Origin of the sequence: Treponema primitia ZAS-2, assembly GCF_000214375.1 — a bacterium.
GTDB lineage: Bacteria > Spirochaetota > Spirochaetia > Treponematales > Breznakiellaceae > Termitinema > Termitinema primitia.
The window spans coordinates 1,403,441-1,423,732 of record NC_015578.1 but is presented as its reverse complement, the minus strand read 5'-3'; the positions used below and the strand labels follow the sequence as shown (position 1 = coordinate 1,423,732).

The window sequence follows — 20,292 nt, the reverse complement described above, 5'->3', positions numbered from 1 at the left end:
TATCGTATAAGACTACTCTTTATAGTAGTATACTTAAACCTGCTTATTCAATGGTATTGAACAGAGGCGCGGAAAAGGTTATTCTGGAAGCGGATCAATTCACGGAGGGACGTATGACATCAATACGAATGCTTGCCATTGATTTAGACGATACCCTGTTGCGGTCGGATCTGACCATATCCTTTCGTACCAGGAACGCCATCCGAAAGGCTGAAGCGGCAGGGTGCGTGGTGGTTCTGGCTTCAGGCCGTATCCCCTCCGCTATGGAACAGTTTGCCCGGCTTCTGGGGCTCAACAAGCGGCCGGGCTACCTGATCAGCAATAACGGCGCCATGATCCAGGAAAGCCATACGGGCAAGGTTATCTATGAAGTGAGGATAAACCCGAAGATTGCCCTGACCGCCTACGATTTGGCGGCCGCAGAAGGTTTCCCGGTACAAATCTACGAGGATGATATCATGTATATCTCCCGGCCTAATGAATTCGCCGATTATGATCAAAAAATAACCGGCCTGCGCCAGGTGGTGGTAGAAAATTTCCGGGCCATGGTGGGCAATGGCTGTTATAAGCTGCTGATTCCCGGGGATCCCCTGATCCTGAAACCCCTGGAGCATATACTGAAAACCTATATCGGCGCCGAATCCACCATTTTTACCAGCAAACCCTATTTTCTGGAAATACTGCCCGCCAATACCGATAAAGGCAGCGCTCTGGCCAAGGTGGCGGAAGCGGCGGGTATATCCCAGCAGGCAGTACTGGCCATCGGGGACTCCATGAACGATGAGGCTATGATACGCTGGGCAGGGGTCGGGGTTGCCATGGCCAATGGGGATGACCGGATTAAGGACATTGCCGCTATAATAACCGACAAATCCAACGACGATGACGGGGTGGCGGATCTGATAGAGCGGTATATTCTGGGGAAGGAAACCCTGCCCAAGCTCGCCGGCGCCTGACCAAAAACTAACCGAGTTTTTAGCGCTGCCCTATTGCTTTGACCTTGGCCTGCCGATAAATTCAGTATGAAACAGATAACCCGAGTTTTTATAGGTTTTTTTGCCCTGGCAGGGTTTTCCATGCTCCAGGCCCAGGATGTCGCCGATTTAACGCTGGATCCCTTTTCCGGGGTCGCGTATCCCGGAAGTTCAAGCCTTTCCGGCGGTGATTATGATCTCAGCGTCCAATCCGGAAGCGGCGGAGCTGCGCAGGCTGCACCTTTTGCATATACCCCCGCCGCCACCAGCGGCATCAGCACTTCCGCTTTCCGCCAGGAAGGCATCGCCTCCTGGTATGGAACCGAATTTGAAGGCCACCCCACTGCCTCGGGTGAAATTTTCAACCCCTCACAATTAAGCGCCGCCCACCCCACCCTGCCCTTTGGCACCATGCTGAGGGTAACCAATACCCAGAATAACCGGCAGGTAACGGTACGGGTTAATGACCGGGGCCCCTTTGTTAATACCCGGATCATCGACGTTTCCCGGGCGGCTGCGGAGGTCCTGGACATGATCAGCACCGGGACTGCCCCGGTCATTGTGGAACTTTCCGGCGAACCGGTCCTGAGCGCCCCTCCGGCGCCCCCGATCATAAGCGAGCCCTGGATTGCCCCGATTCCGCCCCTGAGCCCCCCCTTCCCCCCGTCGGTTAGCGCCGCTCCGCCGGTTTCAGCAGCACCCCCAGAGCTCCCGATACAGATCCAGCCTTCAATAGCCCTGGACCCCAATGCTGCGGCGGTCAGGCCGGGCATCCCCCCCTTTGGAACGGGTAAACAGTACCGCATCCAGCTGGGCGCCTACCGGATCACCCGGAACGCAGTGGATACCTTTGACAAGGTAAAAAGCCTGGGCCTGGAACCATCCTATGAACGGTATGGGGAATTCTACCGGGTGGTGATTGATAAGGTGCCGGCTGAGGAAATCCCGGCCCTGGCGGGAAAACTTGGCCGTGCCGGATTCCAGGAAATTCTTATACGGGAAGAATAGCAGGCAATTCGCCCAGTCTAAAGACTGTGCAACTGCCTTTTTAAGAGGGCAATCTCTAAAAACTGCCTTTTTTAGAGATTGCCCAGTATTTTCTTGACTCCCGGCCCGGATTTTTTGTATATTCTAGGTATCGAAACATTTTAAATTCACTAAAAGAATGGAGGACCATATGAAGGTAAAGCCTTTGGCCGACAGGGTCATGGTTAAGCTGGAAAAGAGCGAGTCAAAAACTGCCGGGGGACTTTTCATCCCCGATACCGCCCAGGAAAAGACCCAGACCGGGACTGTTGTTGCGGTAGGTGATGACAAAGAGGTGATCAAGGTTAAATCCGGGGATAAGGTTATGTATGACAAGTACGCCGGAACCCAGGTAAAGATCGATGATGTGGAACATCTTATCCTCAAAATGGCGGATATCATCGCCATTATTGAGTAAAGAAACCCCAGAAAGCAAAAACCCGGTCAAGGCCGGGTTTTTTTTGTCATTGGGTTGCTAATTCTTGCTACTTTTTCCCCGAATACAGGGTAAACTCCATCTCTTCCTTGTTCTGCCGTATCAGGTTGAACCAGAGGGTTTTTTTCGGGTCAAAGCAGGGCTTTTCCGGCCAATGGCCCGGAGCTTTTCATAAATAGCGGCGCCGTTCTTGGAGGCCTGGTAGGTCTTGAGGTGGTTCCCTGAAAAGATGGACTGAGCATTATTCTCAATTTCCATATCAATAGTAGCCTCATAGGATTTAAGCAGGGTATCGTACTTGTCAGTTATACCTCTAAGGTAATCCAGGATAAGCCGATCGAAGTTGGGGATCTGCTCCAGCAGAACCTGGAAATGCCTGAGGGTTTGTACCGCCGTGGAATAATCCTCATCCTGGGTATAGGCTTTCAGCCCTTGGCGGCAGAGTTCAATCACCGCATCGTTGGTAATGTTCCCCAAACCGCTGACGGGGTATTTCAGGTTGATATGAAACCGGGGCATCACCGTGGCGGCCTTGGTCAAAAGGTCCATCAGGTCCTGGTAGACCCGCTGTTCCCAGAGAGAATCCTTGGTGGAAGAGAAAAGCCGGTTCATCTCATCACTGAACCCTTCTTTGTACCGTTCCTCGGGTTTGAAAACCGCCTCGCAGGTGGGCATCTGAACCCCCTTGAATTCGATGATCCCGGTGTCAAAGAAATATACCACATCGTTTTTGAACAAGCTCGTTTTGGCGACGTTGTTTTCCTTCATGTAACTCAGATACACCTGCTTGGTGACCATCACCCGGGATTCCTGGGGGGAAAGTTCGTTGGCCCTGTTTTGCAGCCTGGCGCCGCTATTGAGGAGAAACCCCGAAAGGTTGCCGCTTTCGGTAATGATCAGGGGACTGGTGGTATTACCCCCGGTGATCCCCGCGGTGATCTTCAGAACCGGCAGAATGGCGGCGTCCCCGGTACGAACCGTGGAAATCTCCGGGTCCTTCAGCACACTGGTTTTACCAAAGTAGTCAATAATAGCAATGGTAGCGGTCAGGGCATCGGTAGCGGAAGCGGAAATCAAGACTATTTCGTCCCCCCGCTCCCGCTGACTTACGGACTGACATTGGGTGGAGATATTCCGTATCTCATTGTTGATGGTCCGATCCAGGGTATGGAGCATGGACAGATTTTTCCGGGAATCCTGACACAACTTGGTATACCCGTGAATGTCCATCATGGAAATATAGAGATCGGAAATGGAAAGGGTACGCTTCAGATCCCCCGCCTCGGGAAATTCCTTATCCGAAATCACTAGTTCCGGCCAGAGCTTCTTGTGGGTAGCCATGGTCATCCCTGAAAAAAACCCCCAGTACAAACGCCGGATCACCGTAAAGGCCCGGCTGATTACCGGATGGGTCCGCTTGTTCCGCAGCACCGGCTGGGCGAATTCTTTAAGAGCTGAAAAAGTATGTATTTCCCCGGAGATGATTCTATCGCATAGGAAGGAAAATAATTCATACTCTGAGGTGTCGTCGTTATATTCTGTTAGGTCTTTCACTAGGCTCTTCTTTTGTTACTTTACTCTAGGGTAAAGTATAGCATAAACAAAAGTTTTTTACAGTACTGAAAACCATAACCGGGAAAAGCAGACTATACCATTTCCCGGTAGGCCTTGTAATAGGCTTCCCGACGGTAATTGTTCAGGGTATCCGAAATTTGGGAGCGTATCTCCGGATCTTTCAGGGCTTCCACCGCCTCAGCGTTGTACCGGTCTCCGGCCAGCTCTATGAGTTCATTCATGATAAAATCCGCAGTACGGTTAATTTGATAGCTCCGGCCTATGGTATCCGTGGCGGCGTCAATACAATCCGCTATGGTACAAATATCAATCATAAACTGGTAGGGTGAGGTGGTGTTGTCAAATTCAGGGGGATAGCCCCGCTTACCGTTATGGTCCTTATGATGGCCCCGCACCACATCGGGGATGCTGCCGTAGATTTCCTTGTCAAGAAACTTAAAGCCTCCGCCGGGATGCCGCTTTATCATGAAGAACTCATTATCCGTCAGACGGCGGGAGGTAACCGAGACTGCCTGTATGTAGGATATCTTACCCACATCGTGGGCCATGCCGGCCAGGTTTGCCTCTTCCAGTATTTCTTCTTCCAGGGCGACAACTTCTTCGGCGGTTTTTGCCCCCCGCATATTGATGAGCTTTGCAGGATCATGGTCGATGAAGTACTTGGTGATCAGGGTTATCATCCTGGCGACCACCATGGAATGGACATAGGTGGGCAGGTGGTTGTGGGTGGTGGTTTTGAGGATCAGATCGATATACTCCCGGCGATTTTGTATATCCAGGGCATTATCCATGACGCACTGGAGTTCATCCCCCATGGCTTCAATCAAACTAAGGTCTACCAGGGAAATACCCCGCAGGAATTTAAACAAGCCCAGGGCTACCCCCGGGAGCTCCTCATGGCTGCTGGAAATTCTGTTCAGATAACGGGCAAGGATGGCGCTGCAGGTTATCACCACGTTGATCCGGTTATTGGTGATTACAAAATCCCGGGGGGGATCCTTCCACTCAAATTGGACTGCCAGGCAGTCACGGAGTATGTCCAGGTATTGTTCCAGGGTGACGTGGCCGGTGTGGAAGGCGGAAACGGCGTAGCAGGCTATGCTCATGCCGTTTTCTTTTTCTGTTTTTTTGGTATCTTCCAGTATAACAGCCCGCCGCTTTTCCCGGTCCTGCCCGTGCAGTATCTCCAGCTCACGGCTGTCAAAGCCCTGAACCAGGACCTGGTAATTCCGTTCCGCCAGATCTTCATCTATGGGTTTGCCAACCCCGAACTCCAAATGGCTTCCAACCCAGCCCTGGAGCTTATAGACCTTATTCGTAAATTCGTCCCAGGGAAAATCCGGGTCCAGGCTGCGTACATCCTGCCGGGCATAGAACAAAATGGCCTTATCCACGGTGTCAAAAAACTCCCGGTATGATCCGTAATTGAACAAACAGGCTGTCAGGCCGCGGTAGGCCACAGCGGCGTAATACCGGGTTTTTTTATCCTTTATAGAAATATAGTCCCCGGCTAAATCCAATACTCGATGCATGGCGTCGATAGCCTCGGCGGTGAACATAATGCCGTTTAGGTAATGACAGATTTCCCCAATTATGTACTGGCATTGAAGCTCCCGCTCGATCTTTCCGGAAGCCTGGGCATTTACAGCCAGGGCCTTGAAGAGGTCCAGGGCCAGAAACTGATCCACGCTTTTGCCTTCATCTTCTAAATAGGGAACCGAATAGAGCCGGCAGGCAAACGCAAAAAGCTCATCCGCCTCGGCTTCCGCCAGGGCGGCGGGATCCGCAAATACCGGTTTAAGATTTTCGTCAATAAAGGTGTTGTTTTCGGTCATGATGATACGGCATTTTCCAGTCCGTTCAACCATGGTCTGGATTACTTCTTCCGCGTTTAGTCCCCCGGGCAATTTTTCATTGGTCAGGCGGGTATAGGTTTCTGCGTTTTCAATAAAATGGTCCTGAACTTCTTTGCGTATCAATCCAAGGTTCCCCCTTTTATCTTAAACATATCACCCCAGAGGACAATTTTACCAATTTTCAGCTAAATATATCAGTACCTGAGTGAATTTGTCAACGAGCCTTGTTTAACAATTCATTATGGTATAAAAAAAAGAAATTTAGAGAAAATAGCAGCCTTTTTGTGGTTATCAATCCCGTAATGGGTTATATTTAGATGGGAGGGGGCACAATGGAAACAGCATCATCCTTAAACGACTCCGGTATAGCCTTAACTGAGGCTAACCGTCCCTATGAGGCTATTCCCCTGTTCAGAAAAGCCCTGATCATGGAACCCGAAAACCCCCTGCTCTGGATGAACCTGGGTATTGCCCAGCAGCGAACCGGGGATTATGAGGAAGCCTTGAACAGTTTTCAACGGGCAGTTTTTATCAACGACGATTTAACCGAGGCCTGGGTCTCTATGGGGCTGATCTACTATGAAATTGAACAGTTTGATCTTTCCGAAGAGTGCTACCAGTCGGCCCTGGTCAGGGATGACTCCTCACCGAAAACCTGGAACAACCTGGGGGTGCTCTACTTTGTGGAGGGCAGTTATGAAGAAGCCCGGCACTGCTTTGAAGAGGCGGTGAGCATGGCCCCCATGTACTACGAAGCACTTTATAACCTCAGGGACGCCTGCCGGGAACTCCAAGATTACCGGGCCGCTGCGGAATTTGAACGTATTCTGGGCCAGTTACCCCCCGATATGGGGCGTCCTATCCGCTTCATCTACAATAATTAAGAGCGGAGGTTTTTTTGAAGGTCCTCTATATCGCCGAGCTAGTTGGAAAAACCGGGGTCTATGCCCTTAAAAAATCCCTGGATGATCTGAAAAAGCAAAAACCCGCAGACTTCGTCATCGCCTGCGCTGATGGCGCCACCGGGGGTAACGGCCTGGGGCGTAACCACGCCGCCTATATCCACAAACTGGGGGTCAATGTACTGACCACCGGGGAATGCTGTTTCTACAAAAAGGACCTGGTGGAAAATCTGGGAAAGATCCCCTACGTGCTGCGGCCGGAAAACCTGAACTCCCAGGCGCCGGGTATAGGCGCCCGGATCTACAATTGCGGCAGTTTCAAAATAGCCGTGGCGGTACTCCTGGGTCAGAGCGGTTTTACCCGGCTCCACGGGGAAAACCCCTTTTCGCGGCTGCCGGCCCTGCTGGAACGGCTGCGCCGGGAAACCCCCTATGTGCTGGTGGATTTTCATGCCGAAGCTACCGCAGAAAAGCGCACCCTCTTTGCCCTGGCCGATGGGTCCTGCTCGGCGGTAATTGGCTCCCACAACCGGGTCCAAACCGCAGACGAGATGGTGATGCCTGGTGGTACCGCAGTGATCACCGATGCAGGCCGCACAGGCAGCCAGTTCTCCGTGGGAGGTGCGGATAAGGAAGAGCGTATCCGGGAGTACCTGACGGGGATTCCTGACTGGACCAAGGATGGATTGGAAAAACCGGAACTCCAGGGGGTATACCTGGAGATAAACAGCCAGGGAAAGGCCATTTCCATAGAACGAATACAGTGGCCGGTTCCGGAGATGCCGGTTAAAGAAAAAGTCGCCACCGCCGAGGAGGAGGAGGAGGAAGCATGATTGAGACCGGCATAGTACAGGAAATCACCGGGAACACCCTGACTCTGATCAAGGAAAATAATATCGCCTGTTTCGGCTGCATGAGCCAGGAGTGCAAGGAAAAAGCCATATCCTTCACCGCAGAAAAACCCACAGCCATGGCCGTGGAACCGGGGCAGCGGGTAGAAACCGAAACCGCCAGCTCCGCCCTGAAACAGGGGCTGGGCGCCCTGATCCCCCCGATCCTGGGCTTCATCGCAGGTTTCCTGCTAACCGGCGCCCTATTCCCCACCGCCGGGGACCCTCCCCGGGCCGCTGGCGGGGCTCTGCTCCTCTTCGCCGTTGCTGTAAGCTGCTACTTTTACCGCCGCCGCTTCCCCCTGGAAGCCAAGCGCCGGGTTATTCGGGCGCTTGGCTAATTCGCCCTTTCCGCCCCTACTTCGCCCTGATTCAAACGCTTACAGCAATACCGATTCCGCCAGTTTATCCGCTTCAGCCTGGCCCACCAGTTTCCCGATGATTCCCCGGGCAAATTCCCCGGCTGTCCCCGCCCCCCGGCTGGTGATAAAAAGGCCGTCGATCACCACCCGGTCACCGGACCACTGGGCCCCCCTGACCCTATCCTCCATGCCCGGGTAACAGGTAAAACGGCGCCCCTGAAGCAGCCCCAGGGGCGCCAGGACCACCGCAGGAGCAGCGCAGATGGCGCAGACAAGTTTCCCCGCCCCGGCCATTTCTTTCAGAAAGCCCCCGACCCCAGGGGAAGCAGCCAGGTTTTCCGAACCCACCCCGCCGCCGGGAAGCACCACGGCGTCCCAGTCCGCAGCAGCATCCTTACCCTGGACGTGAAGCTTTTCCAGGGTAGTATCCGCGGCGATAGGTATCTTATGGGACCCCATCACCTGCTCACCGGAACCAATAGAGACCGTAGTTACTTCCACCCCGGCCCGGCGGAGATAATCAATGGGGGTAATAGCCTCCACTTCCTCCAAGCCGTCAGCCAGAAAAACAATCGCTTTTTTCAACATGTATTCCTCCGTGACATAACAATTCTCTGTTTATGATAGCTGTACTGGGTTACTGCCCGGGGCGGGCGGGCGATTCGCCCCTCCCCCTAACTTGTAGAGTCTGCTTGCGGAGCCCAGTAGGTCTCCTCCAGCAGGGAATTCCAAAGACGGGGGAGAAGCGAATCGCCCGCCCGCCCCTGCCTCTATCCCTGTATATTAACCTTAAAACGTTGCTATACACAGCGGTACGGAATACTTGTTTCCCAATGTTGACCTCTGTCGCCGTGCCATACGCTTAGGCGGCGGAATCCCTGTTTCCCCATGTTGGCCTATGTCGCCGTGCCATACGCTTAGGCGGCGGAATCCCTATTTCCCCATGTTGGCCTATGTCCCCAGAGGCTAATGCCTTCCCAAACCCTTGCCATACACTTAGGCGGCAGAATCCCGTTTCCCCAATATTGACACAAGGCTCCGGGAGGGGTGGGGATACCCCTGGGGCGTCTATGGAATTCCCCGCCGTAGCAGACCGCGTAGCGGGCTGACGGAGGCGGACTCAACATGTTAGCCCCAGGGGCATCCCCACCCCTCCCGGAGAATAAGCGCCACCATTAGTCAAACTGAAAACTACAGCCCTTAAAAGAGTATAGCAAAAATCATCGTTTTCAACTATAATTAACTAGAATCTTCTCAGCATAAGAATTGGGAGCCATGAAGAAAACTATCCTTATTATTGACGAATCGCCCCTGTTCAGGGAATATCTTGTAACAAAACTCGCAGAGAATGAGCTGGATCTGGATGTGGATACCGCCGGCAACAGCCAGGAAGGGGTGTCCAAAATGCGGCTCGGGTATCCGGACCTGATTATCCTTGATTATCCCCTGGGTGAACAAACCTATATGGATGTTCTAAAGGAAAAGAAACTCAATCCTAACACTGCCAAGGTTCCGGTGATCATGGTAGCCCAGAAAATCGACCAGCAAAAGCTCTTTGCACTGGTTCCCTACGGGGTACAAAAGGTTTTTACCAAGCCCATTAAGGTCGATATACTTTTCAAAACACTCAAGGATATCCTGGGAATTAAATTTGAAATTGATGAAAGCCCCAGCATTGTGGATGTCCATGTAAACGATAATATAATCTTTGTCGAGCTGGCCCAGGGACTTAACGCGGACAAGCTGGACCTGCTCTTTTTCAAAGTCAGGGAATTGATAGAGTTATATGAAATCAAATTCCTGAAGATCATCCTTATGCTCCATGACCTCGATCTCCATGGCACGGAGATCCACAAATTAGAAAAACTGCTGAACTTACTACTCAAGGTTTCCAAGGGAAAACACAAGCTTCTTCTGATCCTGACCAATGATGATAGGGTAAAGAAATTTATCGCAGGGCAAGCGGAATACGTCGTATTCAACCTGGTTTCCAGCCTTCAGGAAGCCACGGATGCTCTGATGGGAAAGGAAAAGCCCGGCCCGGCAGCTCAGGAGCCGGCCCCAGCCATCGCCACGGCCACGGTGGGGGAAGTAGAGGGGCTCGCCGGGGGTGATGAGCTTGAGCTGTTGGAGGAAGCGGGGGACCTGGATGATTTGGACGATTCCCTGCTTGCCATGGAAAACCCAAAGCCCGGGTCCATGCAGTTCCAGTTTGATATGGATGCCCGGAAGCGGCTGTCCCCGGAGGCCCTGACCAGGGCAATCAAAAACCTTAAAATTGCTGCGGTGGATGACGAACCCATCATGCAGGAGCTGATCAAAAACGCCTTCCAGTCCGTAGGGGTCCCGGTAAAAACCTTTTCAAGGGGGGCGGAATTCCTCAAAAGCCCGAATATCAATCAATACGATCTGGTTTTTTTGGACATCCTGATGCCTGAAATGGACGGATTTGCGGTACTCCAGGCTCTTCAGGAACGTAATTACCAGACCCCGGTGGTGGTCCTTTCCGCCCTGAGCAAACGGGAAATGGTGGTCAAAGCCTTCCAGATGGGTGTTAAAAGCTATCTCATCAAACCCATGAATCCCGAGGATATCTTCAAAAAAACCGTAGAAATCCTCAAAACTACTTTTTAGGAAAACCTATGCGCTATACCTGCCTCCATACCCATTCGGACTTTTGTGACGGAAAGGGGGAAATTGAATCCTTTTGCCGGGCGGCATGGGAAAAGGGGCTTGCGGCTATAGGCTTCAGTTCCCATGCCCCTATTGCAAAAAAAACGGGGCTCAAAACTGACTGGCATCTCCCGGACGAAAGGCTGAACGAATACATCGATGCGGTACACGCCGCCCGCCGCCGATGGGCGGGGAAATTGCCGGTCTACCTGGGCCTGGAGGTGGACTATATCAAGGGCCTCTCCGGCCCGGCGGATAGGGATTTCCAGGAACTGGGCCTGGATTACATCATCGGGTCGGTACACTATGTCTTCCCCCCAAAGGGCGGGGAACCCTTTACCGTGGACAGCCCAAGGGAAGAATTTGAGGCAGATATAAAACGGCATTTTGACGGGGACGGGGCAGCCCTGATAGAGGCCTACTGGGACTCTCTGAAAGGGATGATCGCCGCCGGGGGTTTCGATATCCTGGGCCATCTGGACCTGGTAAAAAAGAACAACCCCAACCGGGAATGGTTCTCCCCGGAAAGCGAAGCCTATAAGCGGCGGATCAGGGACATTGCGGTTTCGGTAGGCAAAAGCGGGGCCGTAACGGAACTAAACACCGGAGGCCTTAATCGGGGTAGCACCCGGGAACCCTACCCTTCTCCGGAACTGCTGGGACTGCTCCGCCTGCAAAATGTCCCGGTGATCATCACTGCAGACGCCCATGCCCCGGAACACCTGGGGGGCTACTATGGCCTGGCCCAGGAAATACTGGCCCAGGCAGGGTATACAAAAACAGCCTTTTTTGAGGGCAAAAAAGACGGAAAAACGGTTTGGAGTGAGGAAATAATAGGACAGGAATAAGGGAAGTTTAATCTTCCCTTAATGTTACCTGTTTCTCCGTTCTTCCGCAGTTTTACATTCGATGCACATCAGGGCGTAGGGAATGGCTTCCAGGCGATCCTGGGGTATACGTTTACCACACTTTACGCAGAGCCCGTATTTACCCTGCTGAATCCTGGTCAAGGCGGAATCGATCAGTTTCAGGCGCTTCAATTCCTGGGAACCTATGGCTTCAATCATCTTACGATCGATATCATCGGAAGCGATATCCGCCAGATCCTTGGGGTCCATACCCTCAACGATTTCCTTAAAATCCTCATTACTGGCTATGAGGTTGGAGACAATTTCCGTCTTGAGCGCGGTTAGGGATTTATCCATGCGTGTAACGAATTCTTGGTCCATATACCCCCCCTATTAGATTATTTAATTGGGGTACATTGCCGTTTATTGAGATTTTTGTCAATAGCTTTTTTTTGATATGCAGCAATTTTTCAGTTTATGATGGCTGTATTGGGGTAGTGACCGGGGAGGGAGGGCAAGTCACGCCTCCCCCTAACCTGTGGAGTCTGCCTACGGAGCCCGCAACATTCTTTTACGCGGTCTCCTCCGGCAGGGAATTCCAGAGACGGGGGAGGCATGACTTGCCCTCCCTCCCCTGCCTCTGTCCCATATAGAGACTTAAAATGGTTGCTGTATTCAATGGTATGAAATACCTGGTTCGCTAGGTAACCTAAGCTCCCGGAAGATGGCAGGGAACCGCCCGCCCTCCCCTGCCTATATTTCCATATAGAGACCTAAAGTGATTGCTGTGTTCAATGGTATGGAATACCTGGTTCGCTAGGTAACTTAAGCTCCCAGTTAGATACGAGCTATTCCGTTATAATCTCGAGAAGTTCCACCTTAAAGATCAGCACCGAATTTGGAGGGACCAGGCCGGGAATGCCCTCTTCTCCGAAGGCTAGGGCTGATGGGATGAACAGGCGGTAGGTGCTGCCCAGGTTCATCAGGGTTAATCCCTCGGTCCAGCCGGGGATCATCTCGGTCTGGCTGAACTCTGTGGGTTCTCCCCGGGTGTAGGAACTGTCAAAGACCGTGCCGTCGATGAAGGCCCCCTCATAATTTACCAGGACTGTGTCAGTATCCGATGGCTTGGGACCGTTTCCCTGGGTGATGACCTCGTACTGGACACCGCTAGGGGTGCGCTGAATCCCGGCTTTTTTACCGTTATCCTCCAGAAACTGGGTTTCTTTTTCCCTGTTTTCCCGGCCTGCCCGCTCTACCGCCACGTTTATGGCCTCCTGAATCAGGGGAATAGCCTGGTCCAAGGTGATGGCGGTCTCATTTCCTTCCAGGGCGTCTTTAAAACCCCGGGTAAAGGCATCGTAATCAACGGTAATCATGGATAGTTGACCCTGCTGTTTATACTCTGATCCAATAAACATGCCTATCGCATAGCCTACGTCCTTATCCCCTGTGCCGGAAGGGCCCGAAGATGCATTATTATCCGATTTACCCCCGGCATTACAAGCAAATAATGCGGTAGTTCCAATAAGCAGGGAAAAAACAAATCTCTTTAACATTTTTTAGTCCATATTGTATAAGGTTTCAGGATATACATACCCGAATATCCCAACGGAAAAACCTTAGCGATATAAACCGGGGATGATTTCAGCATATCCTTTTAAGACCCTTGCCGCAAGGGACCCTCTGGGTTAGGCTGGGGGAACAGGGGGCGCCATGGGGAAAAAAGGCTTATCGGTCAAACAAAAACTGGGATTCGGCATCTTTGATCTGGGGGGTAATATGTTCTTTACCCTCATGGGCTTCTGGACCCTGAATTTCCTCACCGACACCGTAGGGCTTGCCGCCGCCCTGGCCGGGGCCGCCTTCATGGCCGGCAAAGTCTGGGACGCGGTGACCGACCCCCTGATGGGCTACATCAGCGACCGTACCCTGTCCCGCTGGGGCCGCCGCCGGCCCTACCTGCTCTTCGGCGCCCTGCCCATGGCGCTGGCCCTGTGGTTCTTTTTCACCAAGCCGGGCTTTACCGGGACAGGGTCCCTGGTTATCTGGGCAACCCTGGCCCTGGCGCTCCTCAACACTGCGGCCACGGTGATCAACATCCCCTACTCTTCCCTGACCCCGGAACTGACCGATGACTACCACGAGCGGACCAGCCTGAACGGCTACCGCTTCGGCTGCGCCATTTTCGGCACCATCCTGGGCGCCGCAGCAGTGCAGCCTCTGGTGAGCAGATTCCCTCCCGCTGCCCGGGGCTTCTCCATGATGGGCCTGATCCTGGGCGCAGTAATGCTGTTCACCACCCTGCTCACCTTTTTTGGAACCCGGGAGCGGCCCCACACCAAAGCTGACCTTCCCACGGAAGGGGTTTTTGCTACCTACAAGATAGTTTTTACCAACAAGCCCTTTGTACTTCTGCTTCTGGCCTACGGCTTCCACATCATGGCCCTGACCTTTCTCCAGAGCATACTGGTCTACTACACCCGTTACGTGTACAACCGGGAGGACCTGACCACCCTGGCCATGATCATACTCCTCCTTACTGCAATGGTCTTTATTCCCATTTCGGTTCTGGTTTCAAAGCGCATCGGGAAAAAGCGGACCTACCAGATCTGTTTTGTCATTATCGCCAGCGCCTGCCTGATTATCTTTGCCCTGGGTCATATTCTGGGGCCGAATTTTTTCCTGGGCTTCATGGTATACGCCGGCATAGGGGTGGGGTTCAGTTATGTGGCCCCCTTCGCCATGGTCCCGGACGCCATAGACTTTGAGGCCGCCCGCAGCGGAGAGCGGAAAGAAGGAGCCTATTACGGCATGTGGACCTTTGTCTCCAAACTGGGCACCGCCCTTTCAGCGTTCCTGTCGGGGATCATCCTCTCCCTGGGAGGCTACATAGCCGGGGTGGACCAGGGAGCGGGGGCAATCATGGCGATACGGTTCCTCATCGGGCCTATACCGGCGATAATCTTCATCGGCGCCCTGGTGGTGATGCAGTTTTATTCACTGGATGAGAAAGCTTACCAGGAGATACAGGCGAAGGAACACAAGGATGCGCAAGTAAAAAAAAACGCAAAAACAATGACAAACTGCAAAGAATAGCGTATACTTTATGAAAGAGGAGATTATGCTATGAATGCCTTTGCATTTGAATCAGTAGTAGAGGATAATACGATTCACATACCCCAACAATACCACTTTGATAACAGAAAGCCGGTATTGGTAACTATTACGATTATGCAAGACGATATCCCGCTTATCATTCCCCGGAAAGGAAAAGGCCAAATCACAAAAGATAATTTTAAGGCTTTAAGGATTTCTACCAAGAATTTTAAGTTTGACCGGGAAGAAGCCAATGAGCGATGATGTGGCATTTCTTGACACGAATGTACTGATTTACGCCTATTCGGAAGATGATTTACGTAAACAAAATATAGCGGTGAATGCAATTGATACGCATAAGTGTATCGTGAGTACTCACATTTTGAATGAGTTCTGCAATGTGTGTATCAAAAAATTGCATTATCCAATTGACCAAATCCTTGAAAGCATAAACGAAATTCTTCACGCATGCGCTCTATTTATGGTAAACGAAAATACTATTAAAGAAGCGCTTGTTATACAGGATCGTTACAAATATTCATATTATGATAGTCTTGTTATTGCTTCAGCTTTAAAATGCGAATGTACGCTTCTGTTAAGCGAAGATTTACAAGATAGTCAAAAAATCAACAATACTACCATTAAAAATATTTTCATATAATTGATAAATTCCGGTAACCATGTATGCTTGGCATGGCCAGGCATACATGGTCAAGACCTTGGGGTTCTAACTTGATCGATTTCCAAGACCACGGACCATTTCAGCAATTTTAGACGCTTCTCCCCAAACAGCCTGATTTTCAACCGCAACACACAAATCAGCGGATGCCTTTGCACCCGGATAATGGCGGGGGACACCGCTGCCCCAACAATTGTCCCCATGTCCGCAGGTGAGACAGGGGACATTGCCCTCAATCTGAAGTTCAGCTATATGCCGGACTCTTTCCATTTTAAGCTCCACGGCCATCAAGCGTAATGCTGTTTCACGCCCCTGTTTTGACAAGCCGGATATAACTGTAATAAATACTTTGTCCTTGTTCAAATTGTGAACGTGCCGCATTGACCAGAGCCTTTCAAGAAACGCCTTGGTAAACGCATCCAGCATCCCATAGGGGATGTAACCGCCAATTACAACAGCATCTGCGAGACGAAGCTTTTCCGCTAAAGCGGGAAAATCGTCAGCCACTTTACAAATATTATCCTCAACACAACGTTTACACGCCCTGCAAGGCGCCACAGTTATACTGCTCAATTTGACAAACTCAGCTTCCCATTCGTTTTCTATTACGCTTTCTTCCAAAATATGTTTTATCAATCTATCGGTATTGCTGTCAGGTATTGGGCTTCCTGATATTCCAATTATCTTTGGCATAATTCCCCCCAGGGTTTGGATCATGGCGACTAATGGTATTATAATATTACCAGGTAGTATAATAATACCTATATAACAGCCTGTCAAGGGAGGATTCATGGAAAATGGTATATTTTTGAAAATTACTCACTAACTCCGAGTTTTTTCTGCGACAGCTTTTCCTTTAGAATTTTTTTGTAATTACTTGATAACCCGCCGTTTTCACTGCCGAATTTACCAAAATAGGCCTTCCCGATTTCATAAGAATCTTTTTCGTTTTCCTCCCGGGCGAAAAAAATTCAAGGGCCTCTCTAATCAAATCCGATTTAGGCCTATTTCTAATTTTTGAAACAGCCGCAAGTTTTTGCTCAATCTCGACCGGCAACCGGACGCTTGCCATAACTATGCCCCCCGCTATCCCTAAAAAAAAGCCGGAGGATCACTCCCCCGGCCCTCTGCTTTCGTCTAAACCCTGGAGTTTTAACCAAAGGTTAAAACTCCAATAGACTTTGTAAAAGCCCGAAGGCTTTTACAAAGTCTACGCCCACTTAATCAGCCCGGTCCGATATGGATGGACCAAAGCCTCATGCTTGGGTAGTATGCGGACCGTGTGGCCCTGCTGGCCGGTGTCGGCGCATTCGATACGCACCTGATACTGGTAGCTGTTGCCTTGCTGGCCTAAGGGTTTCATTTCTGTACGCCGGGCATTGGTAATATCGTTGCCCTGGTTGGATACGGTACCGTGGTACAGCTCTACCAGAACGTCTTCGGGCTTCAGGGCGCCCAGCTCTATGGTGGCGCTTACAGTGAGGGAATCCCCCCGCTGCATCACCGGTTTGGAGTTGGATTCAACCTTGTTGATCTTCAGGGAGTCCCAGGACTGGTGGAGCTTGGTCATATAGGCTGCCAAGGATTTAGCCTCGGTATAGTCGTCTTTGACCAGGCGGCGGTAGTTCTTCAGGGCCGGGAAGTAGAACTTGTTGGAATAATCCATGAGCATACGATGGCTGGACATGGAATGACCGATTTCCTTCATACAGGTCTTCATCATCTTGATCCATTCACGGGGCAGGCCGTCACGACCGCGCTGGTAGAACAGGGGGATTATCTCCCGTTCCAGGAGATCGTAGAGGGCCTTGCTCTCCACTTCGTCCTGCAATTTTGTATCCTCGTATTCTTCGCCCCGGCCTATGGCCCAGCCCACTTCGGGGTTGTAGGCTTCGTCCCACCAGCCGTCCAGGATGGAGCAGTTGAGGACCCCGTTCATGGAGGCCTTCATACCGCTGGTGCCCGAGGCTTCCAGAGGGCGGCGGGGGGTATTGAGCCATACGTCTGCACCGGCGGTGAGGTAGTGGCCCATGGTCATGTCGTAATTTTCCAGGAAAATGATCCGGCTTTCCACATCGTGGTGTTCCGCAAAGTGGATGATCTCTTTAATCAGTTCCTTGCCGGGCATGTCCATGGGATGGGCTTTACCGGCAAAAATCAGCTGTATGGGCCGATCCTTGTCCCTGAGGAGACGAAGCAGCCGGTCCGGGTCACGAAGCAGCAGGTTACCCCGCTTATAGGTGGCGAAACGGCGGGCAAAAGCCAGGGTCAGCACGTAGGGAGAAAGGGCGTCTTCAGCTTTCTGGATACGCCGTTCCACTGCGCCGTTGCGCTTGAGGTTCTGCCTGATCCGGTCCCGGGCAAAGGCAACCAACCGTTCACGGCGCCTCTCATGGGTGCGCCATAGTTCCTCATCGGAGATGCGGTCCATGCGGTCCCAGATTGCTAAATCTGTAGGTTCATCATTAAAGTGGGTGCCAAAATACCGATCCAAGAGGTCGGTCATGTTATTGGAAACCCAGGTCCGGGGATGCACCCCGTTGGTTACATGGCTGATAGGTATTTCTTCCAGGGGAAGGTTGGGCCAGAGACCCTTCCACATAATCCGGGAAACCTCGCCGTGGAGCTTGGAAACCCCGTTGGCATAGGCGGCCATTTTCAGAGCCAGGACGGTCATGCAGAACGGCTCGTGGTCATCGTAGACCCGTTCCCGGCCGAGGCCCAGGAAATCCTTCCAGGAAATGCCCAGGGTTTGGGTCCAGGGCCGGAAATATTTTTCGATAAGGCCGATATCAAAGCGCTCGTTTCCCGCAGGAACCGGGGTATGGGTGGTAAAGATATTGGTAGGCCACACCACTTCCCGGGCTTCGTCAAAGTTAAAGTGCTTTTCCACCATGATTTCCCGGACCCGTTCCAGGCCCAGGAAAGCCGCATGGCCTTCGTTCATGTGGGTAGCCGCAGGGTTGATCCCCAGGGCCCGGAGTGCCCGTATGCCCCCGATACCCAGGAGTATTTCCTGCTGAATCCGAGTTTCTTTGTCCCCGCCATAGAGGGCGGAGGTAATGTTCCGGAAATCCTGGGCGTTTTCTTCAATATTAGTATCCAGCAGATACAAGAAACTGCGGCCTACTTTGACCTCCCAGATCTGGGCTACCGCCACACGGCCCGCCAGATCTACGGAAATTTTCAAAGGATTACCGTTTTTGTCGTTTTTCCGCTCCACGGGCATGTTATACCAGTCGTTTTCCGGGTAGGTTTCCTGCTGAAACCCATCGGCATTGAGGTATTGCTTAAAATAGCCCTGCCGATACAGGAGGCCGATGCCCACCAGAGGCAGCCCCATGTCGGAGGAGGTTTTCATGTGGTCCCCGGAAAGCATACCCAGGCCGCCTGAATAGATGGGCAGGGACACATCCATGCCGTATTCCATGGAGAAATAGGCAACCACATCCTTCCGTGAACCCCTATACCAGGTTTCGCCTTTTTTATACTTCAAAAAACGACCGTAAACCTCGTTAAGTGCGGAAAGATACGAATCATCCTTGGCAACTTCCGCCAGCCGTTCCTGGCTGACCATACCCAAGGTCCGGACGGGACTTTGCTGGGATTGTAGCCAGACATCGTAATCCAGCCTGATATAGAGCTGAACTGCGTCGAAATTCCAGGAAAGCCAGAGATTGCGGGCAAGCTCTTCCAAAGGCTTAAGGGAATTAGGAAGTTTCGGTTTAATCGTATAAGTAGATATATTCATATTTTTAGCTTATGCTTCTGTAAAAGGAATGTCAACGCTTAGGTACATTTATTATGTATTTTATGAAAAAATGTGTTATTTTTCGATGCAGAGACCCTTGAAAAGAAGGAAAAAGAAGATTGGGAATGGAAAAGAACGAAATTTTAGTGATCTACGGCAAAAAAATTGAGGAAATGGCCTTCTCCCTGGCGGAAGCGGCGGATCTGGCGGACCTTATCCGGGACAGGGACCGCCGAATCGGGCTAAAACCGAATCTGGTAGTGGCCCGTCCGGCAGCAGATGGAGCCACTACCCATCCGGAGATTGCCCGGGGGCTTATCCGATATTTACAGAAAAATGGGTTCCAAAACCTGGTAATCCTGGAAGGTTCCTGGGTAGGCGCCCGGACCGGGGAAGCCTTTCCCTGCTGCGGCTACACCAAACTTGCCCAGGAAACCGGAGTGGAACTTATCGACACCCAGCTTGATTCTTCCAAGCCCTATGATTGTAAGGGGATGAAGATTGAAATCTGTGACAGCGCCATGGGGGTGGATTTTATGATCAACCTGCCGGTGATGAAGGGCCACTGCCAGACCCTTATGACCTGCGCACTGAAAAACAACAAGGGCATCATGCCGGACAAGGAAAAACGGCGTTTCCATACCCTGGGGCTCGATAAACCCATAGCCCACCTGAATACGGTGGCTAAAAACGACTTTATCCTGGTGGACGGGATATGCGGGGACCTGGATTTTGAGGAAGGGGGAAACCCGGTATATTCAGGAAAGCTTTACGCCGCCCGGGACCCGGTGCTCTGCGATGCCTGGACCGCCTCCCAGATGGGCTACCGACCCGAGGAGATCCCCTACATAGGTTTGGCCGAGGGCCTTGGGGTAGGATGCGGGGACCCGGCAAAGGCGGTGATCCGGGAACTTTCACCCCCTTCATCGGCAATAGAGACAACACCATCGGGCAAGGCGCGGCAATACGCTTCTTTTATAGAGGAAGATCAGGCATGCAGCGCCTGTTACGCCAACCTCATCTTTGCCCTTTCCCGGATGAACCATAATGAACTGAATCGCATTAAGGGAAAGATCTGCATAGGCCAGGGCTTTAAGGGAAAACCGGGAAAACTCGGAATAGGCCGCTGTACTCTTTCATGCGATGCTTCTTTGAAAGGCTGCCCTCCGGGGGGCGCAGATATTATCGCCTTCCTGCAGAAGCAGGTTTAGACGGATACCA

Annotated in this window: 20 protein-coding genes; 12 read left to right on the top strand and 8 right to left on the bottom strand. The window is 51.8% G+C overall.

Annotated features, from left to right (window positions below; translation table 11 throughout):
- The first annotated feature begins 113 nt into the window (after nucleotides 1–113).
- The 3 genes from TREPR_RS06350 (at nucleotide 114) to TREPR_RS06340 (ending at nucleotide 2,418) form a co-directional block, all read left to right on the top strand.
- The gene (locus TREPR_RS06350) at nucleotides 114–956 is read left to right on the top strand and encodes a Cof-type HAD-IIB family hydrolase (protein WP_015707473.1); all 843 of its coding nucleotides are present in this window, start codon (nucleotides 114–116) and stop codon (nucleotides 954–956) included.
- A 66-nt stretch (nucleotides 957–1,022) separates the two neighbouring features.
- Nucleotides 1,023–1,982: a septal ring lytic transglycosylase RlpA family protein gene (locus TREPR_RS06345; protein WP_015707472.1), complete on the top strand. Its 960-nt coding sequence runs from the start codon at nucleotides 1,023–1,025 to the stop codon at nucleotides 1,980–1,982.
- Between the two features lie 169 nt (nucleotides 1,983–2,151).
- Entirely contained in the window at nucleotides 2,152–2,418 is a 267-nt protein-coding gene (locus tag TREPR_RS06340; RefSeq protein ID WP_015707471.1) for a co-chaperone GroES, read from the top strand.
- Between the two features lie 120 nt (nucleotides 2,419–2,538).
- On the opposite strand, the gene TREPR_RS06335 is transcribed toward TREPR_RS06340, so the two are convergent.
- Nucleotides 2,539–3,990, bottom strand: a complete 1,452-nt coding sequence (locus tag TREPR_RS06335) for a hypothetical protein (RefSeq protein ID WP_015707470.1) — start codon at nucleotides 3,988–3,990, stop codon at nucleotides 2,539–2,541.
- A gap of 92 nt (nucleotides 3,991–4,082) precedes the next feature.
- On the bottom strand, nucleotides 4,083–5,990 hold the full coding sequence (locus TREPR_RS06330; protein WP_015707469.1) for an HD-GYP domain-containing protein: 1,908 nt from the start codon (nucleotides 5,988–5,990) through the stop codon (nucleotides 4,083–4,085).
- Nucleotides 5,991–6,199: 209 nt separating this feature from the next.
- Between TREPR_RS06330 and TREPR_RS06325 the strand changes: the two genes are divergently transcribed.
- Genes TREPR_RS06325 through TREPR_RS06315 form a run of 3 tightly spaced genes read left to right on the top strand, consistent with a single transcriptional unit; the run spans nucleotide 6,200 to nucleotide 8,000 of the window.
- Entirely contained in the window at nucleotides 6,200–6,751 is a 552-nt protein-coding gene (locus TREPR_RS06325) for a tetratricopeptide repeat protein (protein ID WP_015707468.1), read from the top strand.
- Between the two features lie 14 nt (nucleotides 6,752–6,765).
- Nucleotides 6,766–7,602, top strand: coding sequence for a TIGR00282 family metallophosphoesterase (locus TREPR_RS06320; protein WP_015707467.1), 837 nt, complete (start codon nucleotides 6,766–6,768; stop codon nucleotides 7,600–7,602).
- A complete protein-coding gene (locus TREPR_RS06315; protein WP_015707466.1) occupies nucleotides 7,599–8,000 on the top strand; it encodes a SoxR reducing system RseC family protein in 402 nt (133 codons plus the stop codon). The genes TREPR_RS06320 and TREPR_RS06315 overlap by 4 nt, the downstream gene beginning before the upstream one ends.
- Nucleotides 8,001–8,039: 39 nt before the next feature.
- On the opposite strand, the gene TREPR_RS06310 is transcribed toward TREPR_RS06315, so the two are convergent.
- Nucleotides 8,040–8,609 (bottom strand): DJ-1 family glyoxalase III, encoded by a 570-nt coding sequence (locus tag TREPR_RS06310; protein WP_015707465.1) that lies wholly within the window; start codon nucleotides 8,607–8,609, stop codon nucleotides 8,040–8,042.
- Between the two features lie 687 nt (nucleotides 8,610–9,296).
- Here TREPR_RS06310 and TREPR_RS06305 point away from each other — a divergent pair.
- Both TREPR_RS06305 and TREPR_RS06300 read left to right on the top strand, forming a co-directional pair.
- Nucleotides 9,297–10,655 carry a response regulator gene (locus TREPR_RS06305; protein WP_041611051.1) on the top strand — a complete coding sequence of 453 codons (1,359 nt, stop codon included), beginning with the start codon at nucleotides 9,297–9,299 and terminating at the stop codon, nucleotides 10,653–10,655.
- 8 nt (nucleotides 10,656–10,663) lie between these two features.
- A complete protein-coding gene (locus tag TREPR_RS06300; RefSeq protein WP_015707463.1) occupies nucleotides 10,664–11,542 on the top strand; it encodes a histidinol-phosphatase in 879 nt (292 codons plus the stop codon).
- A 24-nt stretch (nucleotides 11,543–11,566) separates the two neighbouring features.
- On the opposite strand, the gene TREPR_RS06295 is transcribed toward TREPR_RS06300, so the two are convergent.
- A complete protein-coding gene (locus TREPR_RS06295; protein WP_041611050.1) occupies nucleotides 11,567–11,923 on the bottom strand; it encodes a TraR/DksA family transcriptional regulator in 357 nt (118 codons plus the stop codon).
- A 467-nt stretch (nucleotides 11,924–12,390) separates the two neighbouring features.
- A complete protein-coding gene (locus TREPR_RS06290; protein WP_015707461.1) occupies nucleotides 12,391–13,101 on the bottom strand; it encodes an FKBP-type peptidyl-prolyl cis-trans isomerase in 711 nt (236 codons plus the stop codon).
- A 157-nt stretch (nucleotides 13,102–13,258) separates the two neighbouring features.
- Between TREPR_RS06290 and TREPR_RS06285 the strand changes: the two genes are divergently transcribed.
- From TREPR_RS06285 to TREPR_RS06275, 3 genes are read left to right on the top strand one after another with little or no spacing between them, the layout of a single operon-like run.
- On the top strand, nucleotides 13,259–14,641 hold the full coding sequence (locus TREPR_RS06285) for an MFS transporter (RefSeq protein WP_015707460.1): 1,383 nt from the start codon (nucleotides 13,259–13,261) through the stop codon (nucleotides 14,639–14,641).
- Between the two features lie 30 nt (nucleotides 14,642–14,671).
- Nucleotides 14,672–14,905 (top strand): hypothetical protein, encoded by a 234-nt coding sequence (locus TREPR_RS06280; RefSeq protein ID WP_015707459.1) that lies wholly within the window; start codon nucleotides 14,672–14,674, stop codon nucleotides 14,903–14,905.
- A complete protein-coding gene (locus TREPR_RS06275) occupies nucleotides 14,895–15,302 on the top strand; it encodes a PIN domain-containing protein (protein WP_041611049.1) in 408 nt (135 codons plus the stop codon). Before TREPR_RS06280 ends, TREPR_RS06275 begins: the two co-directional genes overlap by 11 nt.
- A 66-nt stretch (nucleotides 15,303–15,368) precedes the next feature.
- Here TREPR_RS06275 and TREPR_RS06270 read toward each other — a convergent pair whose 3' ends face one another.
- The 3 genes from TREPR_RS06270 to glgP form a co-directional block, all read right to left on the bottom strand.
- The gene (locus TREPR_RS06270) at nucleotides 15,369–16,013 is read right to left on the bottom strand and encodes a flavodoxin family protein (protein ID WP_041611491.1); all 645 of its coding nucleotides are present in this window, start codon (nucleotides 16,011–16,013) and stop codon (nucleotides 15,369–15,371) included.
- 163 nt (nucleotides 16,014–16,176) lie between these two features.
- The gene (locus TREPR_RS06265) at nucleotides 16,177–16,392 is read right to left on the bottom strand and encodes a ribbon-helix-helix domain-containing protein (protein WP_041611048.1); all 216 of its coding nucleotides are present in this window, start codon (nucleotides 16,390–16,392) and stop codon (nucleotides 16,177–16,179) included.
- A 138-nt stretch (nucleotides 16,393–16,530) separates the two neighbouring features.
- Complete coding sequence (glgP, locus tag TREPR_RS06260) at nucleotides 16,531–19,071, bottom strand: alpha-glucan family phosphorylase (protein ID WP_015707456.1); 2,541 nt, start codon at nucleotides 19,069–19,071, stop codon at nucleotides 16,531–16,533.
- A 125-nt stretch (nucleotides 19,072–19,196) separates the two neighbouring features.
- Here glgP and TREPR_RS06255 point away from each other — a divergent pair, with 125 nt between their 5' ends.
- Entirely contained in the window at nucleotides 19,197–20,282 is a 1,086-nt protein-coding gene (locus TREPR_RS06255) for a DUF362 domain-containing protein (RefSeq protein ID WP_041611047.1), read from the top strand.
- Nucleotides 20,283–20,292 lie beyond the last annotated feature (10 nt).